This window comes from Stenotrophomonas sp. STEN033, assembly GCF_056856655.1.
The window spans coordinates 120559-146381 of sequence record NZ_JBXFWM010000003.1; the positions used below are offsets into that span (position 1 = coordinate 120559).

A 25823-nucleotide genomic window follows, 5' to 3' on the forward strand; every position below is an offset into this window, starting at 1 on the left:
TTCCCAGCGTCGCGGCTTACGCCGCTCCTACACGCGTGCATCGTGATGCCTCACAGCCTGCGTCGCGCCCACAACAGCACAAACACCAACGCCGCTATGCGCCCACTACCTGCGCGATCCAGTCCTGCAGGTTGTAGTAATTGCTGACGCGACTGATCCTGCCATCGCGCACATCAAAGAACGCGCCACCCGGCAGCACGTAACGCTGCCCACGTGCCGGCGGCAGGCCTTCGTCGGTGTGGTGGTATTCGCCGTGCACCACATATTCGGCGGCCACGCGCAGGCCATCGTCGCTGGCCATCACCACCACGTCGCGCAGCTGCTCGCGATAGCTCGCCTCCATGCGCTGCAGGAAGGCGGCAAACAGCGTGCGGCCGGTTTCACGCGCCCCCTGGTTGAGATCGTGTGCAACCTCATCGCTCAGGCAGGCCAGCATGCCTGCCCAGTCACCGCGATTGAACGCTGCGTAGTACGCGTGTACCAGCGCGACGGCCTGCTGCCGTGCAGAGGATTCATTGCCAACCATTACATTCCCCGTGAGAACGAGAGCACCGCTCAAGCGCCTTTTGCAAACAGGTCGCGGTGGAAGAAATAGACCTCCTGCAGCAGAAAGCGCCAGCTGGTATGGAAGCTGCGGAAGCGCGTGCTAGGCGTGGACGAAGCCAAGGCATCGATGCCCAATTCCCTGGACAGGCGCAGCGCGCGTGCCATGTGCAGCGGGTCGCTGACCACGATCACCTTGTGCATGTCGTGCTTCAACATCACCTGCTTGGCCTCGACCAGATTCTGCCGGGTAGTGCGCGAACGGGTTTCGATCAGGATGTCGCTGCTGGGGACCTTCTGCTTCAACGCATAGCGCCGCGCCACCTGCGACTCGGAGAAACGCGCACCCGCGCCGCCAAAGCCACCGGTAAAAATCAACTTCGGCGCATAGCCCTGCCGATACAGATCCAGGCCGTGACGGATGCGTTCTTCAAACACCGGCGAAGGTTTGGCGTCATAGGCCGCAGCGCCGAGCACGATGATGGCGTCGGCAGGTGCGGCCTGGTCACGGTCGCCGACCCAGATGATCCACGCCGCTACGCCCAACAGCCACAACAGCAGCAACACACACAACCGCCACACCCAGCCCATCACCCCTGTGCGCCGAACAGCTGACTTCATGCCTGCCCCCAGGGCAAGGCATCCAAATCGACGTTGCCGCCGGACAATACCAACCCCACCGTGCGCCCGACAAAGCGCTGCGGCTGGGCCAACACCGCCGCCAGGGTGATCGCAGAGGACGGCTCCACGGTCTGTTTCATTACCTGCCAGATCAATCGCATCGCGGCCACGGTATCGGCATCGTCCACGCTGATCACCTGCGCCGCACCGTGCAGCAACGCGAAATTGGGTTCACCCAGGGCACCACGCAGACCATCACACAGCGTGTCCGGCACGAAGTCGATCCGCCGCTCCCCAGCCGCCAGCGAACGGGCGGTATCGGCGGCACCGGCGGGTTCAGCCAGCACCAGTTCGCAGTTGGGCAACAACTGCTGCATCGCCAGCAGGCTGCCGGCCGCCAGTCCACCGCCGCCAACCGGCACCACCAGTACATCCAGTTGAGTCCCCGCCTGCCGGATCAATTCCAGCACCGCGGTCCCCTGCCCAGCGATCACCCGCGGATCCGCATAGGGATGAACCAAGGTGGCTCCGGTCTCACGCTGCACACGCAGGCACTCGGCCTCACGCGCCGCCTGGGTGGGTGCGCAGCGCCACAGCGTGGCCTGGTTGCGTTCGATATTGGCCAACTTGGCCGCCACCGCGCCTTCCGGCACCACGACATGGCAGGGAACGCCCCGCGAGCGCGCCGCCAGTGCCAGTGCCGCCCCGTGGTTGCCCGACGAATGCGTCACTACACCATGCCTGGCGTGCTCCACGTCCAACGACCACACCGCGTTGCAGGCCCCGCGGAACTTGAATGCACCGCTGCGCTGCAGGTGCTCGGCCTTGAAATGCAGGCTGGCACCGGCCAAGGCATCCAGCGCGCGCGAGCGCAGCACCGGGGTAACCGTCGCATGGGCAGCGATACGTGCCGCCGCCGCCAAAACCTCGGCAAAACCGGGCAGGGGAAGTTCATTCATGCTCAAAGGTTAGCCCAGGCCCCGGCCCTGCGACCATCTCACCTGCGCACACGTTGTATGTTCAGCCATGTAGACGCGAATTAAGGGCCGATTCAACGCGGCGGCCCGAAGCTGCATGCCATACCCACTGGGGGGACTTTTCATGATCAAGCGCCTGATTCTTTCCACCGGCCTGCTGTTGGGCCTGTCCGGCTGCGCCACGTATGACTACGTAGGCGGCGGTTCGGGCGGCTACTACCATGGCTCCCCCTCGGTGCAGTACAGCTATCCCTATGGCTACCCCAACGGCTATGGCTACGGCGGTTATGGCTATGGCAGTGGCTATTACGGCTATGGCAGCTACGGCTACCCGGTCTACCGGCCCAATTACAATCGTCCGCGCCCGCCGTATCACGGCAACGGCCAGCGTCCGCCCGGTCATGGCAATGGCCAGCGGCCGCATCCGGGCGGTGACGGCGACCATAACCATGGCGGCAACCGTCCGCGCCCACCGGGCAATGGCAATGGCGGCAATGACGGCCGCCCGACCCGGCCGCCACCGCCGGTGAACGGCGGCGGCAACAAGTCGCCGTGGCGCAATCTGGACAATCTGTCGCGCCCGCAACCGCGTGCCAATTACCAGCCGACGCCGCGCGCCCAGCCTATGCAACAGGCCATGCAGCGTCCGCAGGCCGCCGCCCGGCCTGCCATTCAGGCACGGCCGATGCCCGCCCGACAGGCGTCACAAACCCGCCAAGTACACGGGGTCAGGAACCTGGAACCATAAAAAGGTTGCAATTGCCGTAAATGCAGGCATTCTTGGTTCCACGGGTGACCGGCAACGTCGCATAGTGACCTAAACCGGCCTTACCCAGACAGCTCAATGTCGATGTCCGTCAGGAAATCTGGATCCCCCCTGTTCCGGCCCTGTCGGGCATCGGCGCCTAATAAAGACAAAGCCCCGGCCTAGGCCGGGGCTTTGTCTTTAACGCTTTCCCGCCAAGGCGGGCCCTGCTGGATTGCAAGGCCGGTAGTCCCCCGACTACCGGCCCCCTGCTACCCCAACGTGCGCTTCGGTCGGCCCCTGTTCCAATTCCGACCTTGTTGCGCCTATGTCGCATGCCACGCTGGGTGCAATGTATTAACTGCAGGTTGCGTGCCAACTTTAGGGTTGATGCGTACCTGATTGCGCTTGGCGGTAAAATCACCACACATGCCGTAACAGCGTGCGAATACCACGCCGACGGACTTCACATTTTCTTTACCGATCTCACGCCCATGAGCGACTCCTTCTACCGTTACGACGTCATCGTCATCGGCGGCGGCCACGCCGGCACCGAGGCGGCCCTGGCTGCCGCGCGCGGCGGCGCCCGCACCCTGCTGCTGACCCACAACGTCGAAACCGTCGGCGCAATGAGCTGCAACCCGGCCATTGGCGGCATCGGCAAGGGCCACCTGGTCAAGGAAATCGACGCCCTGGGCGGGGCCATGGCGCATGCCGCCGATCGCGCAGGCATCCAGTGGCGCACCCTCAATGCCTCCAAGGGCCCGGCGGTGCGCGCCACCCGTTGCCAGGCCGACCGCAACCTGTACCGCATGGCGATCCGCGGCATCGTCGAGTCGCAGCCCAACCTGACCGTGTTCCAGGCGGCGGTGGATGATCTGATCATCGACGGCGACACCATCCGCGGCGCCATCACCCAGACCGGCCTGACCTTCCACGCCCCAGCGGTGGTGCTGACCGCCGGCACCTTCCTGGCCGGCAAGATCCATATCGGCGAAACCCAGTACACCGCCGGGCGCATGGGTGACCCGCCGGCCACCACCCTGGCCGCGCGCCTGCGCGAGCGCCCGTTCGCCATCGACCGCCTGAAGACCGGCACCCCGCCGCGCATCGACGGCCGCTCGCTGGACTACAGCGTGATGGACGAGCAGCCCGGCGATGACCCGCTGCCGGTGATGTCCTATCTGGGCGATGTCCGCGAGCACCCACAGCAGGTGAGCTGCTGGATCACCCATACCAGCGAGCGCACCCACGACATCATCCGTGGCGCGTTGCATCGCTCGCCGCTGTACAGCGGCCAGATCGAAGGCATCGGCCCGCGTTACTGCCCGTCCATCGAAGACAAGGTGGTGCGCTTTGCCGAGAAGAACAGCCACCAGATCTTCGTCGAGCCCGAGGGCCTGGACGTGGTCGAGATCTATCCCAACGGCATCTCCACCTCACTGCCGTTCGACGTGCAGCTGGAGCTGGTGCGCAGCATCCGTGGTTTCGAGCAGGCGCATATCACCCGCCCCGGTTACGCCATTGAATACGACTTCTTCGATCCGCGCGGCCTGAAGAACACGCTGGAAACCCGCCAGGTCGCCGGCCTGTTCTTCGCCGGCCAGATCAACGGCACCACCGGCTATGAAGAAGCCGGCGCACAAGGCCTGCTGGCCGGCATCAACGCCGCCCTGTTCGTGCAGGGCAAGGACGGCTGGTGCCCGCGCCGCGACGAAGCCTATATCGGCGTGCTGGTCGACGACCTGATCACCCACGGCACCAGCGAGCCGTATCGCATGTTCACCAGCCGCGCCGAGTACCGGTTGCAGCTGCGCGAGGACAACGCCGACGCGCGCCTGACCCCGACCGGCCGCGAGCTGGGCCTGGTCGATGACCGCCGCTGGGCCGCGTTCGAGACCAAGCAGGCCGCCGTTGCCAGCGAGAGCGCGCGCCTGCGTGGCATCTGGGCAACGCCGGGCAATGCACTGGGCCGCGAAGTCGCCGAGACCACCGGCGTGGCGGTCAGCCGCGAAACCAATGTGCTGGACCTGATCAAACGCCCCGAGCTGGACTACGCCAAGTTGATGCAGGTGCCGTCGCTGGGCCCCGGCGTGGAAGACGCACGCGTCGCCGAGCAGGTGGAGATCAGCGTCAAGTACGCCGGTTACCTGGACCGCCAGCGCGAAGAGATCGAACGCCAGCAGCGCCATGAGAACACCGCGATCGCCGAAGGCTTCGACTTCGCCTCGGTGCGCGGCTTGTCGGCCGAGGCACTGCAGAAACTGGAGCGCGTCCGTCCGCAAAGCATCGGCCAGGCGCAGCGCATCCCTGGCATGACGCCCGCAGCAATCTCGCTGCTGCTGGTGCACCTGGAGCGGGCACGCCGCGGCAAGGTGGCGTGAGATTTTCGAGAGGGGTTGTTGGAGCCTTGAAAGCCTACCCCTCCCCAGCCCTCCCCTTTGCTTCGCAAAAGGGAGGGAGCAGAAGCGACGCTTCGCCATCTGAAAGACCACGCCAAACAGCCCCCTCCCTTGCGCCGAAGGCGGAGGGGAGGGTTGGGAAGGAGTGCCTTTCGCGCGCACCCTGACTAGACTGCGTCTCCCGCTAAAGGAGCCGCAGAATATGGACATTCACCCGATCGACCCGGAAAAGCGCCAAGCCGTACTCGCCGCGCTGGAACAGATCGAACGCCAGCACGATGTACGCGTGTTGATGGCCTGCGAATCCGGCAGCCGCGGCTGGGGATTCTCATCGCCGGACAGCGACTACGATGCCCGCTTCATCTACGTCCATCGCCAGCCGTGGTACCTGAGCGTCAATGAACGGACCGGCCCGGGCGAAGCACAACGCGATGTGATCGAGCTGCCCATCGATGACGAGCTGGATATCAGCGGCTGGGATCTGCGCAAAGCATTGCGCCTGGTCTCCAAGTCCAACCCAACCCTGTCCGAATGGCTGCGCTCACCCATCCACTATCGCGGTGATGCTCAGGCCATTTCAGAATTACAGGCCGCGGTACAGCAGTTTCACTCGCCCCTGGGCAGCTGGTGGCATTACTTCAACATGGCAAGCGCCAATCATCGCGGCTATCTGAAAGGTGAGCGGGTGCGCACCAAGAAATATCTCTACGTGTTGCGGCCCTTGCTCGCCTGCCAATGGATAGAGAACGAGCCCACACCGCCGCCCATGGCTTTTGAGGACCTGCTCGATCGCCTGCTTCCCGATGGCAATGTACGCAACGCCATTGATCAGCTGCTGGTGACAAAGCGGCGCAGCGCGGAGGTAGCCGATGGCCCTCGCATAGCCCTCATCAGTGACTACATTGATGCCGAGCTTGCGCGGCGCAGCAGTACACCGCCGCCGTTGACTGCAGGCCAAGGTGACGCCAACGCGCTTGACGGACTTTTCAGACAAATGCTCATTGCCCACGCACCGCGTTGAGATCCCCCAACTGGCAACAGCGACTATGATGTTGCTTGCTAAATTCGTTCCCCGAGGCGATCACCATGCCCGCACTCCGCCCCTTCCTGGACAAAACCCCCGCCCTCGGTGAGCGCGTCTACATCGATGAAGCCTGCACCATCATCGGTGACGTGCAGATTGGCGATGATGCGTCGGTGTGGCCGGGTACGGTGATCCGCGGTGATGTGAACCACGTGCGCATCGGTGCGCGTACCAATGTGCAGGACGGCACCATCATCCATGTGAGCCACGACAGTCCTTACAACAAGGGCGGCTACCCCACGCTCATCGGCGAAGGTGTCACCGTCGGCCATGGCTGCATCATCCACGCCTGCACCATTGGTGATTACTGCCTGATCGGCATGGGCGCCTGCATCCTCGATGGCGCGGTGATCGAGGCCAATGCCTTCATCGCTGCCGGCGCCGTGGTCGGGCCGGGCAAGCTGGTGCGCAGCGGCGAGCTGTGGGCCGGCAATCCGGCGCGACTGATGCGCCAGCTCAGCGACAAGGACATCGAAGGCCTGCGCTATTCGGCCGACCACTACGTCAGGGTCAAGGATCAATACCGCGGCATGTAGGGCTGAGCGAGCAGGCATTGTCGGCAAGCCCCCTGCGGGTGCACACTGCCGGCCCGGCGTGGGGACGCCTTTGAGGGTTTGACATGAAGTCGATGAAAGTCGTGGCGCAGCGCCTGTTGGCGGCTGTGGCACTGCTGTGCGTGGTTTGCTTTTCCGCCTCCGCCCAGGACGCTGCCCAGCAAGAAGAGGGCATGAGTGTGGAGCAGTTCGAGCAGTCGCTGCAGTTCCGCAGCGGGCAGATCGAGGTACCCGAGGCACGGGCCCACTTCAATTTGAACGACGAATTCCGCTATCTGGACAAGGCCGATGCGCGCCGCGTACTGGAAGACATGTGGGGCAACCCGCCGGATGACAGCGTGCTGGGCATGATCGTGCCGCGCAGCCCCGGCCTGAGCGAACCGGAAAGCTGGGCGGTGGTGGTGACCTGGTCCGACGATGGTTACGTGTCCGACGAAGATGCCAGCAAGATCGACTACGACGATCTGCTCAAGACCATGCAGGCGGAAACCCGCGACAGCAATCCGGAGCGGGTGAAAGCCGGTTATGGCTCGCTTGATCTGGTCGGCTGGGCAGTGCCGCCGCGCTATGAGGCCGGCAGCAAGAAGCTGTACTGGGCGCGCGAGCTGGCCTTCAATGACCAGCCTGACCACACCCTCAACTACGACATCCGCGTACTCGGACGGCACGGCTACCTGAGCTTGAATGCCGTTTCCGGCATGTCCGAGCTGGCGACGGTGCGCGAGGGCATGGACAAGCTGTTGCCGATGGCCGAGTTCGACCAGGGCGCCCGCTACGCCGACCACAATCCCAGCACCGACAAGGTCGCCGCCTACGGCGTGGCGACGCTGATCGGCGGCGGGCTGGCGGCCAAGGCCGGCCTTTTTGCCAAGCTCGGCCTGCTGCTGGCCAAATTCTGGAAGCTGCTGTTGATCGGCGTGCTGTTCCTCGGCGGCGCAATCCGGAAGCTGTTCGTGCGTGGTGACGACAACCGCACCGTGCGCTGAAACCTGCCGCGCCCGGCCCGCTGATCGCATCGGCGGGCTGGGTTTTCGCGCTGCCGCCAGCTACAGTCAGCATTCTGATAAGGACGTAGCAGAGACACGAATGCCCCAGGCATCCGTCCGGGCTGGACTCCGGGCTTCCATCCGCCGCACGCAGTACCCGCATCGGGTGCCGGGCTCACTGCAATGAACGACGCTGCACGGCCGATGCTGGACACCTACCGCGAAGTCATCACGCCCGAAGGCGTGCCCCTGCAGCTGCCCGCCGCCGGCCCGGTGCCACGCGCCCTGGCCTGGCTGATCGATCTATGCGTGCGTTTTGGCGTGCTGGCGGTGATGAGCCCGCTGCTGGTCGCCCTCGGCGAACTTGGCCAGGGCATCTACCTGGGGCTGATGTTCCTGATGTTCTGGGCGTATCCGATCGTGCTGGAAGTCTGGTTCGGCCGCACCCTGGGCAAGAAGGTATTGGGCCTGCGCGTGGTCGCCCGCGATGGCGCGCCGCTGGGCTGGATGCCGGCGATCGTGCGCAACCTGCTGCGCACCGTCGACGCCCTGCCGTTTGGGTATGCGCTGGGCCTGGTTACCTGCCTGTTTGATGCCCATGGCCGTCGCCTCGGCGATCTCGTCGCCGGCTCGTTGGTGGTACATACGCCGCCACGCCCGGCTACGCCACCGGCCCGCATCGATACCGTGCTGGCGCCGCCGCTGCCGCTGCAGCCCGGCGAACAGGCCGCGCTGGTCGCCTATGCCGATCGTGCCCCGGCGCTGTCGCCCGGACGCCAGCATGAGCTGGCCGACATCATCAGCGGGCTCAGCCAGGAGCGGGGTCAGGCCGGCGTGCTGCGCCTGTATGCGATGGCCAACTGGTTGCTGGGGCGGCGATGAGACAGGAACAGTTCGTCACCCGCTACCAGCACGAATGGCAGCAGTTCGAGGACTGGCTGCAACGTCGTGGCGAGCGCTCGCGGAAGCAGCGCCACGACACCGACCCCGACCTGCTGGGCGATGAGACCATCCCGCAGCGCTATCGGCGCCTGTGCCAGCAACTGGCGCTGGCGCGCCGTCGCGGCTACAGCCCGCAACTGGTTGAACAGCTCCAGCAGCTGATGCAGCGTGGTCACAACCTGCTGTACCGCACACCCGCACCGCGCTGGCAGCGCGTGGTCGAATTCCTGTTCGCCGACTTCCCCAGCACCGTGCGCAGCCAGGCCGGAGCGATGTGGGTGGCCTGCGCATTGTTCGTTGTTCCGTTGGTCGGCATCTTCGTCCTGCTGCAGTACAAACCCGAACTCATCCACATGCTGCTGGACCCGCGCCAGGTCGCACAGATGGAGAAAATGTACGATCCGGCCGCCGACCATCTTGGCCGCGACAGCGGCACCGATTGGGCGATGTTCGGCCACTACATCATGAACAACATCAGCATCGGCCTACGCACCTTCGCCAGCGGGCTGTTGGCCGGTATCGGCACCATCCTTGTGCTCTTGTTCAACGGCGTCACCATTGGCGCCGTGGCCGGACACCTGCAGCAGATTGGCTCGGGCGATCCGTTCTGGCGCTTTGTGGTGGGCCACGCACCGTTCGAGTTGACCGCCATCGTCATCGCCGGTGGTGCCGGCCTGCAGTTGGGACTGCGGCTGCTGGCACCGGGCCGCAAGCGCCGTATCGACGCCTTGATCGAAGGCGGTGTGATTGGTGCACGGCTATGCCTGGGCGTGGCTTTCATGCTGCTGGTGGCCGCTTTCATCGAGGCCTTCTGGTCTTCGATTGCGTGGGTGCCGATGTGGGGCAAGCTCAGCGTGTCGGCGGTGCTGTGGACGGTGGTGCTGGTATGGCTGTGGCGCGGCGGACGTGGAGCCGGTCATGCGGATTGATCGACTCGACGTCGTGTTGCGCGCGCGCTCGCAATGGGAAGCGATGGAGCTGGGCACCGCGCTGGTGCGCCGGCATGCCGCCGCCATCTGGAAGCCCTGGATACTGCTGACCCTGCCGGTGTTCGCGGTGCTCAATCTGCTGGGCTGGTGGCTGGACAACTTCTGGCTGTCCAGCTTCATCCTGTGGTGGCTCAAGCCTGCCTTCGAGCGCATTCCGCTGTATGTGATCTCGCGCGGCGCATTCGGTGCCGAACCCGGTACCCGGGAAACCCTGCGCGCGCAGTGGAACTGGGGCTGGCGCGGATTGGGAGCCTACCTCGGCTGGCGCCGGCTCAGCCCCGCCCGTTCGCTGTTGATGCCGGTCGACCTGCTGGAAGGTGGCGATGCCGCGCAACGACGCGGGCGCCGGCATGCGCTCGGGGGGGCCAGCTATGGCCACGCCTCGTTGCTCACCTGGGTGTGCTGGCACTTCGAGGCCATGTTGCAGTTTGCCGGCGTCGCCCTGGTTTTCATGTTCGTGCCGGTGGAACTGTTGTCCGAATCCCTGCGCGCCACCTGGGAACTGATTGGCGAAGACACGCCGGCCTGGGCATGGATAGGCTTCAATCTGCTGGCCTGGTTGGCCATGAGCCTGATCGGCCCGTTCTACAGCGGTGCCGGCTTCGGCCTGTATCTGAACCGCCGCACCCAGCTGGAAGCCTGGGATGTGGAGATCGCCTTCCGCCGCCTGCGTGAGCGTCTGGCCGGCCTGGCGCCGATGCTGGTGTTGCTGTTGGCCGTGTTCGCACTGCCATCACTGCAGGCGCGGGCGCAGGAGATCGCCGAGCCCCCCGGCAGCAGCAGCCACGGCAACCACAAGGGCACCTCAGCAGCAGCGCCCGAAGCCACGACGGCAACCACACCCCAACAGTTGTTTGGCGATGCACCTGCAGACACCGCCGGCTTCCGCCAGGCGGCGGCACGCGCTTACGAAGATCCGCAGCTGGGTGCCAAGCGCAGCGTCACCCGCTGGGTCAGGAAGGCCTCGGACAAGACGCCCGAAGCCGATGACGACAGCAACAAGCCTGATCCCGGCCCCCTGCTGGAGGGCATCGCCAAGTTCGCCGCACTGATCGGCGAAAGCATCCTGTGGATCCTGCTCGGCATTGTGCTGGTGATACTCGCATTGACCGCACGCTGGTGGCTGCCCTGGTTCCGCGGCGATGGTCGCAGCACCCGCAACGTACAGGCACCGGTGCTGCAGGAAGCCCTGCAGCTGCCGGAAGTGCTGCCGCCGGACATCCTCGGCAGCGCGCGCCGGCTATGGCGCGAGGGCAAGCCGCGGCACGCACTGGCACTGCTGTACCGGGCGTCGGTTGAAGTGCTGGTCGAACGCGGCAACGTCGTGCTGCCGCCGGGCGCCACCGAAGCGCAATGCCTGCGCGCCTCGCGCAAGATGCCGCAGGAGGCCGACCGCAACCTGTTCGCACGCATGGTGCGGACCTGGCAGTACGCCGCCTATGCCGGCCGCCTGCCCAGCGACGAGGCCTTCGACGCGCTGATCAAGGACCTGAACCAGCAGTACGGGTGGCCGGCATGAACGCCGCTGTACGCAATGCACTGATCATCGGCCTGCTGTTGCTGACCGCGTTGATCGCGTTCTGGTTCTTTCGCAATTTCGAGAAATCCAGCGAAGAAATCACCCTGCCCGCTTATGGCGAACCCACTTACAACGCGCTGTACGCACTGCGCGAAACCCTGATCCGCGATGGCGTCAAGGCCGAAACCCGGCGCAAGCTCGACCTGCCGGCCATGCAGCTGCAGCCGGGCGACAGCGTGCTGATGCTCGACGACCCGCGCTTGCTGACCCCTGCGCAGGTCGAGAGCCTGCTGGACTGGGTGCAGTTTGGCGGCCACCTGCTGCTGCGCGTGCCCGATGCCGACGAAGACCTGGATGGCGACGAACAGGGCCTGCTGGAACGCCTGGGCGTGGTCACCAGCGACGCCGCAGCTCGCTGCCAGGTCTGGCAGGTGCCGGGACAGGCCTCGCACGACGAATTCTGCAGCGGCAATCGTTTCACCCTTACCGACAGGATCCGCGCCGAGCTGCGCTGGGCCGATGGCGGCGGTGATGACACGCTGGCCTATGCCCGCCTGCGTTACGGCCTGGGCCGGGTGGACATCCTTGGCGACATGGATTTCCTGCTCAACGGCGCAGGCGCGGGCGACCCTGGCCTGCGCGATCTTCCGCACCGCGATCTCGCCCGCCTGGTGCTGGCCCCCAACTACGGCAAGGGCACAACGCACCTGATCTACGCGATGGAACTGCCATCGCTGTGGAAGACGCTGTTCGAACGTGGCTGGCCGGTATGGTTGCCGCTGCTGCTCGCCCTGCTGGCGTGGCTGTGGATGCGCTGCCAGCGTTTCGGCGCGCTGCTGCCCTCGCCGCGCGAAGACCGCCGCTCGCTGCTGGAACACGTGCGAGCCAGCGGCGAACACCTGCACCGCTACCGCAAGTCCCCGTTGCTGTATGACGCAGTCCGCCAGGCCTTCCTCGCCCGCCTGCGCCGGCGCGCGCCGGTGGCTGCGGCGTTGACCGGCGAGGCCCAGGCACAGGCGATTGCCGACCACCTGCAATGGCCCATCAGCCGCGTGCAGACCGCCTTGCAGATTCCCCCTTCGCAGGACGACATCGCCCTGCGCGACCGCATCCGCTTGCTCATCCAGATGAGAAACCAGCTATGACCGACACCTTCACTCCGCCCGCCCTCCCCGGCGCTGCAGCGACGCCGGCTCCCGCAGCGGTCAACACGGTTCTGATCGAACGCGTCGAGCGCATCCGCGAAGCGGTCGGCCATGCCTTTATCGGCCAGAGCGATGTGCTGGACCAGATCCTGATCGCCTTGCTGGCCGGCGGCCACGTACTGATCGAAGGCGTGCCCGGCTTGGGCAAGACACTGCTGGTGCGCGCCCTGGCACAGGCGCTGGAGCTGGACTACGCGCGCGTGCAGTTCACCCCGGACCTGATGCCCAGCGACGTCAGCGGTCATGCGGTCTATGACCCCAAGACCGAAAGCTTCAAGATCCGTCGCGGCCCGGTGTTCACCAACCTGCTGCTGGCCGACGAAATCAACCGCGCACCGGCCAAGACCCAGTCCGCGCTGCTGGAAGTGATGCAGGAAGGCCAGGTCACCATCGAAGGCAAAGCCTTCTCGCTGACCCCACCCTTCCTGACCCTGGCCACGCAGAACCCGGTGGAGCAGGAAGGCACCTATCCGCTGCCGGAAGCGCAGCTGGACCGTTTCCTGCTGAAGGTATTGATCGACTACCCACAGCTGGAGGACGAGAAGCAGATGGTGCAGGCCATCACCACCGGCCGCACCGCCAGCGACTTCAACCTCACCCAGGTGCCGCGCGTGCTCAGCGGTGCCGACGTGGTCGAGCTGCAGAAGGCGGTGGCGGCAATCACCGTTGATCCGCAGGTGATCGACTACGCGGTGCGCATTGTTGCCGCCACCCGCAAATGGCCTGGCATCGCGCTGGGCGCCGGCCCGCGCGGCAGCATCGCGCTGGTGCGTGCGGCACGTGCGCAGGCCGTATTGTCAGGCCGCGATTTTGTCACCCCGGACGACGTCCGCGAGATCGCCAAGCCAGCACTGCGTCACCGCATCGCACTTGCCCCGGAGCTGCAGATCGAAGGCCAATCCGCCGATGACGCCCTGACCGCACTGCTCGCCAAGGTAGAGGCCCCGCGCAAGTGAGGAATGCGGCAAGCACCCACGGCCAAGCCCGTGCCCCCGACCCAGCGCGCGCAGTGCGCCGGAGCGGTTGGGTGAAGGCAGCCGTTGCCTCTGCCCCTGCCTCTGCCTCTGTTTCGGATTTGGATTTGGCTTCTGCTTCTGATCTAGCCCCCTCCCTTGCGTGCGCAGCACGGAGGGGAGGGCTGGGGAGGGGTGCTCCGGCTTTTGCTTTTGCTTTTGCTTCTTCTGCAGCGCTTTCCCCATCAACACCAACACACAAAACAACCAGGGCCACGCAGTGAGACCCGCTCCCCTACTGATCGCCCTGCTGGTGCTCTGGAGCCTGCTTGGCCTGCCAGTCGCCCTGCACTACCTGCCGATGCAGGCATGGACCATCAGCGCGGCTGCAATCGCCCTGTTCGCAGCGCTCGATCTGCTGCTGCTGTGGCGCAGACCCAGCCCGCTGGTGCGGCGCGAACTCCCCGACTCCCTCGCCCTGGGCGTCGAACGTGAGACATGGCTGCAACTGGATTCCTACGGCAAGCAGCGCGTCGACGTATTCGACCTGCTGCCCGATGGCTGGAACAGTGACGGCCTGCCACGCCGCTTGAAGCTGGGCAAAGCCAGCGAAACCCGTTTCAGCTATCGCTTCACCCCGACCAATCGCGGCACGTTCGTATTCGATGGCGTGCACCTGCGCCTGCATTCGCCGCTGCGCCTCTGGCGCCAACAACGCACGGTTGGCACGCCACAAACGGTGCGTGTCTATCCCAACTTCGCTCCGCTCACCCGCTTCGCCCTGCTGAGCGCGGAGATGGCCTCGCGGTTGGTCGGCGCCCACCTCAAGCGCCGTCGTGGCGAAGGCACCGACTTCCACCAGATGCGCGAGTACCGCGTTGGCGACAGCCTGCGCCAGATCGACTGGAAGGCCACTTCGCGCGCGCGCAAGCTGATCTCGCGCGAGTACCAGGATGAAAAGAACCAGCAGCTGGTGATGATGATAGACACCGGTCGGCGGATGATGGCGGACGAAGGCGGCCTGTCGCATTTCGACCACGTGCTCAATGCCTCGTTGGTGGTCTCGTATCTGGCATTGCGCCAGGGCGACGGTGTCGGCCTGTTCGCCAGCGGTGGTGACAGTCGCTGGGTCGTCCCCAAGCGCGGCATGGGCGCGATCGACAGCCTGCTGCGCGCCAGCTATGACCTGCAGCCCAGGCCAGTGGCGACCGACTACCTTGCCGCGGCCACCGAGTTGTCGTTGCGTCAATCGCGACGCAGCCTGGTGATGCTGGTCACCAACGTGCGTGACGAAGACATCGAAGACCTGCTCGCTGCCGTGCGCCTGCTGCAGAAGCGGCATCTGGTCTGTGTCGCCAGCCTGCGCGAGCGCGAACTTGATCAGGCCTTGGCACGTGATGTGGAAACCGTACCCGAGGCGATACAGGCCGGCGCCATTGCCGCCTACCTGCAGCAGCGCAGTGATGCCCATGAAGCACTGCGCAGCCACCGGGTGATGGTATTGGACGTCACCGCCGAAGAGCTGCCTGCAGCGCTGGTAGAACGCTATCTGGCGGTAAAGCGCGACGGCCTGCTGTAAACCATCAGCCCCGGCTTCGCGGCTCACGCCGCTCCCACGACCCGACCATGGGCCTCACCGACCACGCCACTGTAGTGCCGAGCCATGCTCGGCAGGGGCCTTACCGGTAAAGCCTCAGCCGAGCACGGCTCGGCTCTACAGTAACGCTGGCTTCGCGGCTTACGCCGCTCCCACACCTCAACCACTCAAAGATAGATACGCGTCGTGCCCTGCGGTGCATCGTCGATGATGACGTGCGGCAGGAAGCGCGCACTGTCGCGGGTGATGCGGCTGTTGTCCTCGCGGATGCCCACACCACAGGCGCGGTCACCCACCACCCAACTGCCCACCAGCGGGTAGTTGCCCTCGAACACCGGCAAGGCATGAAACGCCTGGCGGATGCTCGGCCCGCTGTACGGCCCTTCGCTTTCCTGCCAGCTGCCATCGTTCATATGCATGGCCACGTTGGCACCTTCGCGCGAATGCAGCGGCTTGCGCACCCAACCGGCCGGCAACGTGCTGCCGTCATCGAAATACGATTCGAGCAGGTTCGGGTGGCCACGATGGCGCTGCCACAACAGCGGCAGGATGCCCTTGTTGCTCAACACCGCCTTCCATGCCGGCTCCAGCAGTTGCACGCCCGAACGCGGCAAGGCCGCGCCGAATTCCTCGCGCATCAGGTCTTCCAGCGGGTACAGCTTGAACAGGCTGCCGATCACCACATCGTCCAGATCGGTGAAACGGCCGTCTTCGGACAGGCCGATATCCTCGATGGCGATGGCCGCACCACGCAGCCCGGCCTGCGCCGCGCAATCGCGCAGGTAGGCGACCGTGCCCTGGTCTTCCTCGGACTCGCCCACCGCACTGAAATACAGCGGCGGCGGCAGGCGCGAGGCCAGTTCGGCAAAACGCTCCACCAGGGTCTCGTGGAGGGAGTTGAACTGATCGGCCTGCTGCGGCAAGGCGCCACGGTTGCGCTGATCCTCCAGCCATTGCCACTGGAAGAACGACGCCTCGTACAGCGAGGTAGGCGTGTCGTAGTTCAACTCGTACAGCTTGGCCGGGCCGTTGCCGTCATAAGCAAAATCCAGGCGGCCGTAGAGATGTGGGTCGCGGCGACGCCAGCTTTCGGCGATCCAGTCGCGGAAGGCCTCGGGGATGGCCAGCTGCGCCATCAGCGCCTCGCTGCCCACCACCTCGCCCACCAGATCCAGCGCCATGGCATGCAACTCGGCGCTAGGGTCCTCGATATGGTTTTCGATCTGGCGCAGGGTGAAGGCGTAATACGCGCTTTCATCCCAGTAGGGCGCACCGTCAATGGTGTGGAAGCGGAAACCGGCTTCGGCAGCACGGTCCCGCCAGTTGCCACGCTCGGCAATTGCAACGCGCTTCACTGCATCAACCGCCGACGCTGCTGCGGCCGCCGCTACGGGCGCCAAAACCGCCACGGCTGGCGGTGACGGCGCGGTTGGGCTCGGCGCTGACCGGCGCCAGGCCCGCCTTGCCGGCACCAATGCCGCTGGCCGTGTTCAGGCCACCACTGCCGCCCGGCGCGGGCTTGGCCCAACCGTTGGCGTTGTCCTTGAAGGCCGGCTGCGATGCCGGCGGTGCGGCCACGGCACCACGGCTGCCGTTGAGCATCTGCGACATGAAGAAGCCCATCATCATCGGCCCGATGAACGAGGTACCGGCGCTGGTCTGCTGCTGCACGCACTGCTCGGCCGGGTACTCCTTGGCGCACTCTTCCTTGCTGGCGTACTTGGGCGCGGCATCGGCGGACTGCTTCTGCGCGGTGGCGAAGGCCTCGCGGCAGCTGGACGGATTGCCGGTGGCCTCGGAGCAGGCTTCCACCGAGGTGTACAGCCCTTCCTGCACCTGCACGGTTTCTTCCTTCTGGCAGGCGGTCAGCAGCAGCGGCACGGCGCTCATCAGCACCAGTGCGGTGGCCTTGGATCGCTTCATGGTCGGTTCCCGGTCAATGTGATTCCCCAATGATGCCCGATGCAGGCTGCAAGGCGGAAACCGGAATGTTCCTGAAGCTGAATCGCGTTTCAGGTGATTTGGTGTTGGGGCTGATGTGATTGGGTTTCAGGGGGGGCTTTGCTGCTGCGAGATTACTTCTCCGACGCTGCTGGGTGGGCTGAGAGCCAGAGCTAAAAACCCCCCTCCCCAACCCTCCCCTGCGCTGCGCGCAAGGGAGGGGGTAGAAGCGGCTTGCTTGCGGTCTGAACGCGCGCAGCAGATAGCCCCCTCCCTTGCGCGTAGCGCAGGGGAGGGTTGGGGAGGGGTGCTTTTCGCTTCCGCTTTGCCTTTGCCTGGCTCTGGCTTTGGGACTGGCGCTGACTCCCTCACCACCTCCACCCAGCCCCATTCGAAACCCCAACCAATCACCCCATTCCACCCTCAAACCACCGCAACCCAATGGTTGCAGCTGCAACCTGGAACTTCATGCAGAATCAATCGCACTGCACTTCTGCCAGCCCGTTCCCGCTCGCCCCATGCCTGAATACCGCTCGAAAACCTCCACCGCCGGCCGCAACATGGCCGGCGCCCGCGCCCTGTGGCGTGCCACCGGCATGACCGATGGCGATTTCCACAAGCCCATCGTCGCGGTAGTCAATTCCTTCACCCAGTTCGTGCCCGGCCACGTGCACCTGAAGGACCTTGGCCAGCTCGTCGCGCGCGAGATTGAAGCGGCCGGCGGCGTGGCCAAGGAGTTCAATACCATCGCCGTGGATGACGGCATCGCCATGGGCCATGACGGCATGCTGTACTCGCTGCCCAGCCGCGAGATCATCGCCGACTCGGTCGAATACATGGCCAATGCGCACTGCGCCGACGCGCTGGTGTGCATTTCCAACTGCGACAAGATCACCCCGGGCATGTTGATGGCCGCGCTGCGCCTGAACATCCCGGCCGTGTTCGTTTCCGGCGGGCCGATGGAAGCCGGCAAGACCAAGCTGGCCGAGCACAAGCTGGACCTGATCGACGCCATGGTCGCCGCCGGCGACGAGAAGGTCAGCGACGAACAGGTTGCGGCCATCGAACGCAGCGCCTGCCCCACCTGCGGCTCCTGCTCGGGCATGTTCACCGCCAACTCGATGAACTGCCTGACCGAAGCGCTGGGCCTGTCGTTGCCCGGCAACGGCACCGTCGTGGCCACGCACAGCGACCGCGAGGCGCTGTTCAAGCGCGCCGGCCGGCTGATCGTCGAGCTGTGCCACCGCTGGTATGGCGGTGAGGAAGCCAATGTATTGCCGCGCGGCATCGCCACCTTCGAAGCCTTCGAGAATGCGATGACGCTGGATATCGCCATGGGCGGCTCCACCAACACCATCCTGCACCTGCTGGCTGCCGCACAGGAGGCCGAGGTGGCCTTCGACCAGCGCGATATCGACCGCCTGTCGCGGCGCGTGCCGCAGCTGTGCAAGGTGGCCCCGAACACGCAGAAGTACCACATCGAAGACGTGCACCGCGCCGGCGGCATCATGGCCATTCTTGGCGAGCTGGCGCGCGGCGGCCTGCTGCATACCGATGCCTCCACCGTGCACAGCCGCACGCTCGGCGACGCCATCGCGCAATGGGATGTCACCCAGACCCGGGATGAAGCCGTGCACCAGTTCTACAAGGCGGGCCCGGCTGGGATTCCCACCCAGGTGGCCTTCAGCCAGTCAACGCGCTGGCCCTCGCTGGACCTGGACCGTGCCGATGGCTGCATCCGCGATGTGGGCCATGCGTTCTCCAGCGAAGGCGGCCTGGCCGTGCTGTACGGCAACCTCGCCGCCGACGGCTGCGTGGTGAAAACCGCAGGCGTGGATGAATCCATCCACGTGTTCGAAGGCAATGCCCGCGTGTATGAAAGCCAGGACGCAGCGGTCAAGGGCATCCTCGGCAACGAGGTACAGGCCGGCGACGTGGTGGTGATCCGCTACGAAGGCCCGAAGGGTGGCCCCGGCATGCAGGAAATGCTGTACCCGACCAGCTACCTGAAATCCAAGGGCCTGGGCAAAGCCTGTGCGCTGCTCACCGACGGCCGTTTCTCCGGCGGCACCTCCGGCCTGAGCATCGGCCACTGCTCGCCCGAAGCCGCTGGCGGTGGCACCATCGGCCTGGTGCGTGACGGCGACCGCATCCTGATCGACATCCCGCAGCGTGGCATCAACCTGCTGGTGGACGATGCCGAACTCGCACGCCGCCGCAGCGAACAGGATGCCAAGGGCTGGAAGCCGGCCGAGGCACGCCCACGCAAGGTAAGCACCGCACTCAAGGCCTATGCCCTGCTCGCCACCAGCGCCGACAAGGGCGCCGTGCGCGACAAGGCGCTGCTGGACGGTTGACCCTGCAAGCGGGCGCGGCAGAATGTGGCCATGAACACGGCCACCCCCTGCCCGCCCCCGCTGCCTGCCATCGCCAGCTGCTTGTGGAATGGCCACCCGTATCGGGTGACGACTGCCGAGCTGGGGGCTTACGTGGATGCCCACCTTCCCGCACTGCTGTGGGACTTCGACATCCACGCCGAGCGTATCGACCCTGACGGCAGCACGCTGGACGAAGACGATCTTCCGCCCGATGCGCTGCACCTTCGGGTGCATGACTGCCCGGCTTTCAGCAGCGGCCCGGGCGCAGTGACGCACTGGAACGACATCGCCGGCATGCAGATCACGTTCGCCAGCAAGGACGAACCCGAAGTGCTGCTCTACACCGGCGAGCACCTTGCCCTCGACAACGGCGGCTTTGCGCTGAGTGAACGCGACGGCCAGCTATGGATAGCGCTCAATGGCCATTGCGATGGCATGCATGGCCCGGCCAGGATCGAAGTGCTCGCACCGTTGACGTTCACCACCATTGCCTGCGGGCGCCGCGATCAGGCCCAGGCCCGCGAACACATCGCAACCGTCGTTGACCCCGACCACTACGCATTCGAATGCGACGAGTACGGTGTCGCACGCTTCCGCCCAATTCACACGCGCTGATCGTCAGGCTCACGGGTACTTTCCAGCACCGACAAAGCCGACACCGGCAACCGGTCCAGGGGACTGAGCACGGCACCGGCACCGCGCCCCAATACATGCGTGTAGATCTGTGTCGTGGCGATGTCCTTATGGCCCAGCAGTTCCTGCAAGGTACGTATATCGCAGCCCGCATCCAGCAGATGGGTGGCAAAACAGTGCCGCAGGGTATGGCAGCTCGCCGGCTGCAGGATTGCCACCTGCAAGCGCGCCTGCTTGATCGCCCGCTGCAGCACTTCCTCACTGAGATGATGGCGGCCACGCCGCCCCGTGCGTGGGTCGCGGGACATCCTGTGCGACGGGAACAGGTACTGCCAGCCCGGTTGTACGTCAGCTGATGGGTACTTCCTTGCCAAGGCATTTGGCAGATGGACCCGTCCCCCGCCTGCAGCAAGATCACGTTGATGCTGAAACAACACCCGCTCGCGCTGCTGCAGCAAACGATCACGCAGCGACACTGGCAACGGAACACGCCTATCCTTGTTGCCCTTGCCGGCACGCACACAGATCTCACTGCGCGCAAAGTCCACATCCTTGACCCGCAAGCGAAGGCATTCCATCAGTCGCATGCCCGTGCCATACAGCAGACGCGCCATCAGTGCAGTCACACCTTCCGGGATTGCCGACAGCAGCCGGGCAACATCCTCCACGGGCAGAACGACGGGCAAACGTTTGGGGCGCTTCGCACGCACAACGTCCTGCAACCATGGCAGTTCCATCCGCAGCACCTCGCGATAGAGGAACAGCAAAGCCGCCAACGCCTGGTTCTGGGTGGCTGGCGCCACCTTGCCTTCCGTCGCCAGCTGACTGAGGAATGCCGCAACTTCATCACCGCCCATCTCGCGGGGGTGGCGCTTTCCGTTGGCCAGGATGAACCGCCTGATCCACCCCAGATAGGCCTGCTCGGTACGGATGCTGTAGTGCCGCAAACGAATCTGTGCCCTGACACTATCCAGCAATCGCAGCGGCTGCGCCGGTGTTACACCGCTTGGAACAGGGTCGTAACGCATAGGCCGCTCCCAAGCGGTAGTTTCCGGGAAGCATGCAGTCCGGCTTTGGCTACCCCTATCGGCTAAACCCATGATTCGACGTGGGAATTTCTTAATTTGAAAGCGGCAAGAAAACAGGGATACTCTGCTCTACACCGCTGTTAGGCGGTCCAATACGAGTTAGGTGCATAACACAGATGGCCGCATACTCAAAAGACATATCTCCCGTTGGCTGGTATGTGGGCTCTTACCTACTTCGTTTCATTGAGCTCGACTCCAGCGGCAATGACGACCCTGAGGGGAAGTTTCTTGTCTGGGAGAACACTGTCATTGTGAGAGCCGGCAACCTGGAGGAGGCTTATGCCAAACTCGTTGCTATCGCAAACTCGGGAACCGATTCATATAAGGGCGGTACCGAGGGAGTGCCAGTTCAATGGGTCTTTGAGGGAGTGACCGAGCTCCTGCCTATCTATGAGCCGCTAGAGGATGGCGCCGAAATCATGTGGGCGGAGCATGAGGCCGTCAGACTCAGCGAGCTGAGGCAACGAGCAAAGTCACTGAGTGAGATCAAGGAGCACCTAGATGGCGAGCGCACCTAACAATTCATTCAAGCCGACTGCCACTTGGTGGCAGCGGCTTAACTCAGAGCGTTAGGCTCTAGAGAGCGCAAATGGCAGGCCAAGTCACGCAGCTACGCGAACTGATCGAAAACCGCCTTCTAGATGCACCAAGTGTGTCTCTTGTTGATGTCCTTGCAGCTTTCGATCACCAAAACCATTGTCTGCCCACCACGTGGCGCTGGAATAAAGCGATCGCGGAGGTAGCAGAGCCTTTGGTCTTGTCCGCTGACAGAACCCATGTAGAGCTCTCTACCGGACCCAAGCTTGCCAAACTATCGGACTCAGACGTTTCCCGTGTTGTTGCACTGTACCTGAGTACTGTTCGGCATAAACAGCCAGGGTACGAGGCCTAACAATTCATTCAAGCCGAACCCGCTGCGCGGGTCGGCTTAATTCCGGAGTTAGGCGGCAGTGGGTTGGGTTGGCTGGCCCCTCTTCTTTCGGCCGCAACATCGGCAAGTCACCGGTCGGCTCCGGGTAGCAGCACCAACTGTTCTCGGCATCGGCAAGCGCATCATTTCGCCTTACGCTTCACTGCCCCATCGCAATCATTTCATCGCACTTCGGCAGCTACGCGCGGCAGGGTTTCCCAGGCAAGCTCCACCCTGCAAACTGTGGCATGATCGGCTCACGTTGGGTTGCACAAACAAGGCAGCATTGGCCCCGGGGAGCGGCAAGTGGCCACAGCCGCCTAACAATTCATTCAAGCCGAACCCGCTGCGCGGGTCGGCTTAATTCCAGAGTTAGGCATCAGATCATGCGCATCGAGAACGTCGAGATCTACTCAGACCAATCGAATATGCCCGTTGTCCGGCATCCTGGTCGCAAGTTCCCGGGATTGCTTGTGCAAGGCGACACTCTTCATGCGCTATGCGTCCAGACTGCCGTGGCGCTCTCAGATAGTCCTGCCGCAGTAGATGAGCTTCGTGATCTACACGGCACCCTGCTCGCCATGCTTGAGCACTATAAGTCCGTACTCGATGAGCATCAGATCAGCCTCCCTTTCGCGGAGACGCCGGATGCCTAACAGTTCATTCAAGCCGAACCCGCTTCGCGGGTCGGCTTAATTCCGGAGTTAGGCGCCGTGAGATCCATCCACTACCTAGTTATCGCAACCCTCGCTCTATTATTCGGATCGCTCTCGGCTTCTGCCGAAGGCCCAGAAAAAGCTGAGACCGTTTCCATCGTCCAGCTCCTCGCAAATCCCGAAAAGTACGAGGGCAAACTAATCAGCGCACGCGGATTTGTACGCCTCGAGTTCGAGGGGAATGCCATATACCTGCACAAGGAAGACTATGAGCAGAGCCTCTACTCAAACGGACTCTGGCTCAACGCCAAAGACTGCAAACGCGTCGACGGCCAAGAATTCGACACTGGCTACGCTTGGGTCACAGCACACTTCACGGCAAGGCACCACGGCCACATGGGGCTGTGGTCTGGTGCACTTGAGGATGTTCGAGACTGCAGTGAGTGGCCGCCTTACCGGGCTGGCACCTAACAGTTCATTCAAGCCGAACCCGCTTCGCGGGTCGGCTTAATTCCGGAGTTAGGCGCGATGACCACTGCTACGCAGAGAGAAATGCGGAAGTCCGACCTAGCCGTTCTGGCAGCACTTGTAGCACTCGCCATCGCAGGAATCTTATTTAGGGATGCAATTGGGCTGATTGGATTCCTTGTTCTTCTAGTCGCCGCGCTGATACAACTAGTACGAGTCCTTTTCTTCATGGGAAGCCGAAAGAAACTTAAGGATTTATGGGAGGCGCTTCGAGATGCAATCTGGGGACTTTGAGTTCACAAGCAGCATGGCTTTCGCGCCTAACAGTTCATTCAAGCCTACGCCGCTTCGCGGCGCGGCTTAGTTCCAGAGTTAGGCATGACAAGAGTCCTTCCGATCGCCGTTGTCCTGAGTCTTGCACTCACCGCCTGCGGGAGCCAGGCGGGCATTCCCCTCGATCATGGGTGGGCGCCACCTGGCGCTTGTGTGTTTGTGGGCAACCGGGCCGACAAGCATTACTGCGCTACAACATCTACGCAGCTACTCTCCAATCCCGATGTATATGACGGCCAATTGATACAAGTTGCCGGCATCGTCGTGGCTTCATCCGATGGAGGTGATGCCTACTTGTTTCTCACTCGTGAAGCATTCGATGGAGGAGAACCTTACGGCACAGTCAATTTGAAAGGTCCGGACGCGCTTGCTCTAGCGAGGTTTGCTCATCAGTCGAACTCCATTCATACACCTGTCCAAGCTCGGGTTTCTGGCAGGTTTCGTCTTTACGGTCTGGCGCCTGATGGCTCGAGAGTCGCCCAAGGTGGGAACGATACTTTTCGCTTTGGAGCTATCGATGAAATCGAATGGCGACCCTAGAGAGGAAGGAAAACAGGTGGGTAGAGTCGGATCTTTCCATCCATTCTCAGCATGGCATCTGATCAATCATGCCTAACCGTTCATTCAAGCCGAACCCGCTTCGCGGGTCGGCTTAACTCAGGCGTTAGAGCTCATGGACACATCGTCGTTAGCCAAGAATCTTCTCCCCCAACCTGACCTTTCTTTTGGCATAGGTGGCATAGGGTTCTTCTCACTTGCCGCGCTAACCGAAGAACAGAACGGGTACGAAGGGCCTGACTGGAATCAGAGTTGGCTCGTCTTAGCCAGAGAAACCGCATGTGGCGACCCGATCTTCATTGATCAGTCCCAGGCATCATTGCCGGTGTATACCGCCATGCATGGCATGGGCTACTGGGAGACCACCCCAGTCGCGGATTCCTGGCATCAATTCTTGGCCGCCCTCAAGTTCGTTCGTCCTTACACAAGGCGCAGAGAGCATCCCGTTGGGCTGGAGGAGAACCCACTTACGGCGGAGGAACAGCTTGCTCTTAAAGTCGGCTTATCCAACATCCTTGGCTCACCGGTTCCAACTTTCTGGGACTCACTACTGGCGCCGTATGAGCCCTAACAGTTCATTCAAGCCGACCCCGCTGCGCGGGTCGGCTTGATTCCGGAGTTAGGTCGCCAACGATATCAATGCACACGACTCTTGCTTTCTTACCACTCTTATATAGCCCCGCCCTGACTGCCGCGAGGTTCGATCCAGAGCCCTTGGGCATGATTCAGGCCGAGGTTGGTCAAGCTTGCAAAGTAGTACCGATCGAATTCACTCTTTCACTCGCCGGAAACAATGGGCTCAGGATAGAACGATGGAATGCAAGGACATGCAAAGGTCTAGCTACATATGGGGCCTCGTACCGTCGTATGCAGTTCTTTCCCGGCCATGACACTCCGTATGCAATTCGTCGCATCGAGTAGCAGTACGCGGCCTAACAGTTCATTCAAGCCGAACTCGCTTCGCGGCGCGGCTCAATTCCAGAGTAAAGCCCTGCATGAAAGACTCCTGCGAACCTGAGATTACTTTCGCTGCTGCGAGGGCGCTTGCATCCAACAATTGCAATCAGCTCTCAGACGATCACCTGGAAGCAGAGCACTGCTGGATATTCTTTAGCCTCAACCGCGGCGATTGGGCCACTGCCGTATCACGGCACGGCCGCGTAAGCTCGGTGTACGATTTGCGGGATGACCCACAGAAGATGCGGGATTATTTGTCCATGTTTTCTGCGTACTGTTCGGGCAACAGAGAGGTTACGGATGGGTTACTGCAGGACTTCATGCGCAAGTACTATCCCGCCGGGACCTGATCGTTAACCCAAGCCGACGCCGCTTCGCGGCGCGGGTTGTTTCCAGAGCCAAGCGTCGTGTCGAACAATTCACTGATCACCAGAATTGAGTCCGTACTTGCGTCGGTGAGAGCTCGGCAGAGCACCGCGCAATGCCTCGCTCGAGCCATTCGGAACAACGGTCGCACATTGGAACTGATGCCGTACCCTCTCATTCGGGAGCTGGAGGACTTGGCGATGGATCTGGACATTGCGGCCTGGCTCGACGGGGATGGCTTTCTGCCCGATCTGGATTCCATTCTTCCCAGGGTTGATACATGGCTGCGCCAGATCCAACAAGACGCTGACCTGAGACGAAACGTGTAGCCATTTGGATAGTGAGTTCTCTACCCTTAACAGGCAAGGAGAGCTCCATGAAGAAGCGATTTACCGACGAGCAGATCATCTCGATCCTG

24 protein-coding genes are annotated in these 25823 nt (G+C 63.4%); 18 read left to right on the forward strand and 6 right to left on the reverse strand.

Features of this window, described 5'->3' with window-relative positions:
• Positions 1-94 precede the first annotated feature (94 nt).
• Genes AC1VXC_RS02350 through AC1VXC_RS02360 form a run of 3 tightly spaced genes read right to left on the reverse strand, consistent with a single transcriptional unit; the run spans position 95 to position 2123 of the window.
• Positions 95-526 carry a ketosteroid isomerase-related protein gene (locus tag AC1VXC_RS02350; RefSeq protein ID WP_481537996.1) on the reverse strand — a complete coding sequence of 144 codons (432 nt, stop codon included), beginning with the start codon at positions 524-526 and terminating at the stop codon, positions 95-97.
• Between the two features lie 29 nt (positions 527-555).
• On the reverse strand, positions 556-1164 hold the full coding sequence (locus tag AC1VXC_RS02355) for a YdcF family protein (protein ID WP_313493218.1): 609 nt from the start codon (positions 1162-1164) through the stop codon (positions 556-558).
• A complete protein-coding gene (locus AC1VXC_RS02360; RefSeq protein WP_313173173.1) occupies positions 1161-2123 on the reverse strand; it encodes a pyridoxal-phosphate dependent enzyme in 963 nt (320 codons plus the stop codon). The genes AC1VXC_RS02355 and AC1VXC_RS02360 overlap by 4 nt, the downstream gene beginning before the upstream one ends.
• Before the next feature lie 142 nt (positions 2124-2265).
• Between AC1VXC_RS02360 and AC1VXC_RS02365 the strand changes: the two genes are divergently transcribed.
• The 11 genes from AC1VXC_RS02365 (at position 2266) to AC1VXC_RS02415 (ending at position 15099) form a co-directional block, all read left to right on the forward strand.
• The gene (locus AC1VXC_RS02365; RefSeq protein ID WP_481526907.1) at positions 2266-2889 is read left to right on the forward strand and encodes a hypothetical protein; all 624 of its coding nucleotides are present in this window, start codon (positions 2266-2268) and stop codon (positions 2887-2889) included.
• A 491-nt stretch (positions 2890-3380) separates the two neighbouring features.
• Positions 3381-5270, forward strand: a complete 1890-nt coding sequence (mnmG, locus tag AC1VXC_RS02370; protein WP_481537995.1) for a tRNA uridine-5-carboxymethylaminomethyl(34) synthesis enzyme MnmG — start codon at positions 3381-3383, stop codon at positions 5268-5270.
• 220 nt (positions 5271-5490) lie between these two features.
• Positions 5491-6309: a nucleotidyltransferase domain-containing protein gene (locus tag AC1VXC_RS02375; RefSeq protein ID WP_481537994.1), complete on the forward strand. Its 819-nt coding sequence runs from the start codon at positions 5491-5493 to the stop codon at positions 6307-6309.
• A 65-nt stretch (positions 6310-6374) separates the two neighbouring features.
• Positions 6375-6908: a gamma carbonic anhydrase family protein gene (locus tag AC1VXC_RS02380; RefSeq protein WP_481537993.1), complete on the forward strand. Its 534-nt coding sequence runs from the start codon at positions 6375-6377 to the stop codon at positions 6906-6908.
• A gap of 83 nt (positions 6909-6991) precedes the next feature.
• The gene (locus tag AC1VXC_RS02385; RefSeq protein ID WP_481537992.1) at positions 6992-7912 is read left to right on the forward strand and encodes a DUF2167 domain-containing protein; all 921 of its coding nucleotides are present in this window, start codon (positions 6992-6994) and stop codon (positions 7910-7912) included.
• A gap of 183 nt (positions 7913-8095) precedes the next feature.
• Positions 8096-8794, forward strand: a complete 699-nt coding sequence (locus AC1VXC_RS02390) for an RDD family protein (RefSeq protein ID WP_313173177.1) — start codon at positions 8096-8098, stop codon at positions 8792-8794.
• On the forward strand, positions 8791-9783 hold the full coding sequence (locus AC1VXC_RS02395; protein WP_313173178.1) for a stage II sporulation protein M: 993 nt from the start codon (positions 8791-8793) through the stop codon (positions 9781-9783). Before AC1VXC_RS02390 ends, AC1VXC_RS02395 begins: the two co-directional genes overlap by 4 nt.
• Positions 9773-11362 (forward strand): DUF4129 domain-containing protein, encoded by a 1590-nt coding sequence (locus tag AC1VXC_RS02400; RefSeq protein WP_481537991.1) that lies wholly within the window; start codon positions 9773-9775, stop codon positions 11360-11362. The genes AC1VXC_RS02395 and AC1VXC_RS02400 overlap by 11 nt, the downstream gene beginning before the upstream one ends.
• The gene (locus tag AC1VXC_RS02405) at positions 11359-12507 is read left to right on the forward strand and encodes a DUF4350 domain-containing protein (RefSeq protein ID WP_481537990.1); all 1149 of its coding nucleotides are present in this window, start codon (positions 11359-11361) and stop codon (positions 12505-12507) included. Before AC1VXC_RS02400 ends, AC1VXC_RS02405 begins: the two co-directional genes overlap by 4 nt.
• Entirely contained in the window at positions 12504-13523 is a 1020-nt protein-coding gene (locus AC1VXC_RS02410) for an AAA family ATPase (protein WP_313173181.1), read from the forward strand. Before AC1VXC_RS02405 ends, AC1VXC_RS02410 begins: the two co-directional genes overlap by 4 nt.
• A gap of 277 nt (positions 13524-13800) precedes the next feature.
• The gene (locus AC1VXC_RS02415; protein ID WP_313493209.1) at positions 13801-15099 is read left to right on the forward strand and encodes a DUF58 domain-containing protein; all 1299 of its coding nucleotides are present in this window, start codon (positions 13801-13803) and stop codon (positions 15097-15099) included.
• Between the two features lie 185 nt (positions 15100-15284).
• Here the strand turns inward: AC1VXC_RS02415 and AC1VXC_RS02420 are convergent, their stop codons facing one another.
• A complete protein-coding gene (locus tag AC1VXC_RS02420; protein ID WP_481539794.1) occupies positions 15285-16472 on the reverse strand; it encodes a glutathionylspermidine synthase family protein in 1188 nt (395 codons plus the stop codon).
• A 4-nt stretch (positions 16473-16476) separates the two neighbouring features.
• Positions 16477-17040: a DUF1190 domain-containing protein gene (locus AC1VXC_RS02425; protein WP_312369406.1), complete on the reverse strand. Its 564-nt coding sequence runs from the start codon at positions 17038-17040 to the stop codon at positions 16477-16479.
• A 536-nt stretch (positions 17041-17576) separates the two neighbouring features.
• Between AC1VXC_RS02425 and ilvD the strand changes: the two genes are divergently transcribed.
• Complete coding sequence (ilvD, locus tag AC1VXC_RS02430; RefSeq protein WP_313495841.1) at positions 17577-19415, forward strand: dihydroxy-acid dehydratase; 1839 nt, start codon at positions 17577-17579, stop codon at positions 19413-19415.
• A 30-nt stretch (positions 19416-19445) separates the two neighbouring features.
• On the forward strand, positions 19446-20051 hold the full coding sequence (locus AC1VXC_RS02435; protein WP_313495839.1) for a hypothetical protein: 606 nt from the start codon (positions 19446-19448) through the stop codon (positions 20049-20051).
• Here the strand turns inward: AC1VXC_RS02435 and AC1VXC_RS02440 are convergent.
• The gene (locus AC1VXC_RS02440) at positions 20039-21097 is read right to left on the reverse strand and encodes an integron integrase (protein WP_313495838.1); all 1059 of its coding nucleotides are present in this window, start codon (positions 21095-21097) and stop codon (positions 20039-20041) included. The two genes, AC1VXC_RS02435 and AC1VXC_RS02440, sit on opposite strands and share 13 nt — an antisense overlap.
• 176 nt (positions 21098-21273) lie before the next feature.
• On the opposite strand from AC1VXC_RS02440, the gene AC1VXC_RS02445 reads away from it, so the two are divergent.
• From AC1VXC_RS02445 to AC1VXC_RS02465, 5 genes are all read left to right on the forward strand, one after another.
• Positions 21274-21675 (forward strand): DUF4288 domain-containing protein, encoded by a 402-nt coding sequence (locus AC1VXC_RS02445; protein ID WP_313173187.1) that lies wholly within the window; start codon positions 21274-21276, stop codon positions 21673-21675.
• A 778-nt stretch (positions 21676-22453) separates the two neighbouring features.
• Positions 22454-22723 (forward strand): DUF6959 family protein, encoded by a 270-nt coding sequence (locus AC1VXC_RS02450; RefSeq protein WP_165713009.1) that lies wholly within the window; start codon positions 22454-22456, stop codon positions 22721-22723.
• 57 nt (positions 22724-22780) lie between these two features.
• Entirely contained in the window at positions 22781-23194 is a 414-nt protein-coding gene (locus AC1VXC_RS02455; protein WP_481526897.1) for a hypothetical protein, read from the forward strand.
• Between the two features lie 1003 nt (positions 23195-24197).
• A complete protein-coding gene (locus AC1VXC_RS02460; RefSeq protein ID WP_313173193.1) occupies positions 24198-24653 on the forward strand; it encodes a hypothetical protein in 456 nt (151 codons plus the stop codon).
• Positions 24654-25605: 952 nt separating this feature from the next.
• The gene (locus AC1VXC_RS02465; protein ID WP_481539793.1) at positions 25606-25734 is read left to right on the forward strand and encodes a hypothetical protein; all 129 of its coding nucleotides are present in this window, start codon (positions 25606-25608) and stop codon (positions 25732-25734) included.
• Positions 25735-25823 lie beyond the last annotated feature (89 nt).

What these genes read in the sequence shown, in the direction of transcription:
- AC1VXC_RS02380 (WP_481537993.1), top strand. Translation starts at nt 6,375, where the DNA reads ATGCCCGCACTCCGCCCCTTCCTGGACAAAACCCCCGCCCTCGGTGAG.
- AC1VXC_RS02435 (WP_313495839.1), top strand. Translation starts at nt 19,446, where the DNA reads ATGAACACGGCCACCCCCTGCCCGCCCCCGCTGCCTGCCATCGCCAGC.
- AC1VXC_RS02405 (WP_481537990.1), top strand. Translation starts at nt 11,359, where the DNA reads ATGAACGCCGCTGTACGCAATGCACTGATCATCGGCCTGCTGTTGCTG.
- AC1VXC_RS02410 (WP_313173181.1), top strand. Translation starts at nt 12,504, where the DNA reads ATGACCGACACCTTCACTCCGCCCGCCCTCCCCGGCGCTGCAGCGACG.
- AC1VXC_RS02360 (WP_313173173.1), bottom strand. Translation starts at nt 2,123, where the DNA reads ATGAATGAACTTCCCCTGCCCGGTTTTGCCGAGGTTTTGGCGGCGGCG.
- AC1VXC_RS02445 (WP_313173187.1), top strand. Translation starts at nt 21,274, where the DNA reads ATGGCCGCATACTCAAAAGACATATCTCCCGTTGGCTGGTATGTGGGC.
- AC1VXC_RS02460 (WP_313173193.1), top strand. Translation starts at nt 24,198, where the DNA reads ATGGACACATCGTCGTTAGCCAAGAATCTTCTCCCCCAACCTGACCTT.
- AC1VXC_RS02450 (WP_165713009.1), top strand. Translation starts at nt 22,454, where the DNA reads ATGCGCATCGAGAACGTCGAGATCTACTCAGACCAATCGAATATGCCC.
- AC1VXC_RS02395 (WP_313173178.1), top strand. Translation starts at nt 8,791, where the DNA reads ATGAGACAGGAACAGTTCGTCACCCGCTACCAGCACGAATGGCAGCAG.
- AC1VXC_RS02465 (WP_481539793.1), top strand. Translation starts at nt 25,606, where the DNA reads ATGGATCTGGACATTGCGGCCTGGCTCGACGGGGATGGCTTTCTGCCC.
- AC1VXC_RS02390 (WP_313173177.1), top strand. Translation starts at nt 8,096, where the DNA reads ATGAACGACGCTGCACGGCCGATGCTGGACACCTACCGCGAAGTCATC.
- ilvD (WP_313495841.1), top strand. Translation starts at nt 17,577, where the DNA reads ATGCCTGAATACCGCTCGAAAACCTCCACCGCCGGCCGCAACATGGCC.
- AC1VXC_RS02385 (WP_481537992.1), top strand. Translation starts at nt 6,992, where the DNA reads ATGAAGTCGATGAAAGTCGTGGCGCAGCGCCTGTTGGCGGCTGTGGCA.
- AC1VXC_RS02365 (WP_481526907.1), top strand. Translation starts at nt 2,266, where the DNA reads ATGATCAAGCGCCTGATTCTTTCCACCGGCCTGCTGTTGGGCCTGTCC.
- AC1VXC_RS02375 (WP_481537994.1), top strand. Translation starts at nt 5,491, where the DNA reads ATGGACATTCACCCGATCGACCCGGAAAAGCGCCAAGCCGTACTCGCC.
- mnmG (WP_481537995.1), top strand. Translation starts at nt 3,381, where the DNA reads ATGAGCGACTCCTTCTACCGTTACGACGTCATCGTCATCGGCGGCGGC.
- AC1VXC_RS02355 (WP_313493218.1), bottom strand. Translation starts at nt 1,164, where the DNA reads ATGAAGTCAGCTGTTCGGCGCACAGGGGTGATGGGCTGGGTGTGGCGG.
- AC1VXC_RS02350 (WP_481537996.1), bottom strand. Translation starts at nt 526, where the DNA reads ATGGTTGGCAATGAATCCTCTGCACGGCAGCAGGCCGTCGCGCTGGTA.
- AC1VXC_RS02440 (WP_313495838.1), bottom strand. Translation starts at nt 21,097, where the DNA reads ATGCGTTACGACCCTGTTCCAAGCGGTGTAACACCGGCGCAGCCGCTG.
- AC1VXC_RS02400 (WP_481537991.1), top strand. Translation starts at nt 9,773, where the DNA reads ATGCGGATTGATCGACTCGACGTCGTGTTGCGCGCGCGCTCGCAATGG.
- AC1VXC_RS02425 (WP_312369406.1), bottom strand. Translation starts at nt 17,040, where the DNA reads ATGAAGCGATCCAAGGCCACCGCACTGGTGCTGATGAGCGCCGTGCCG.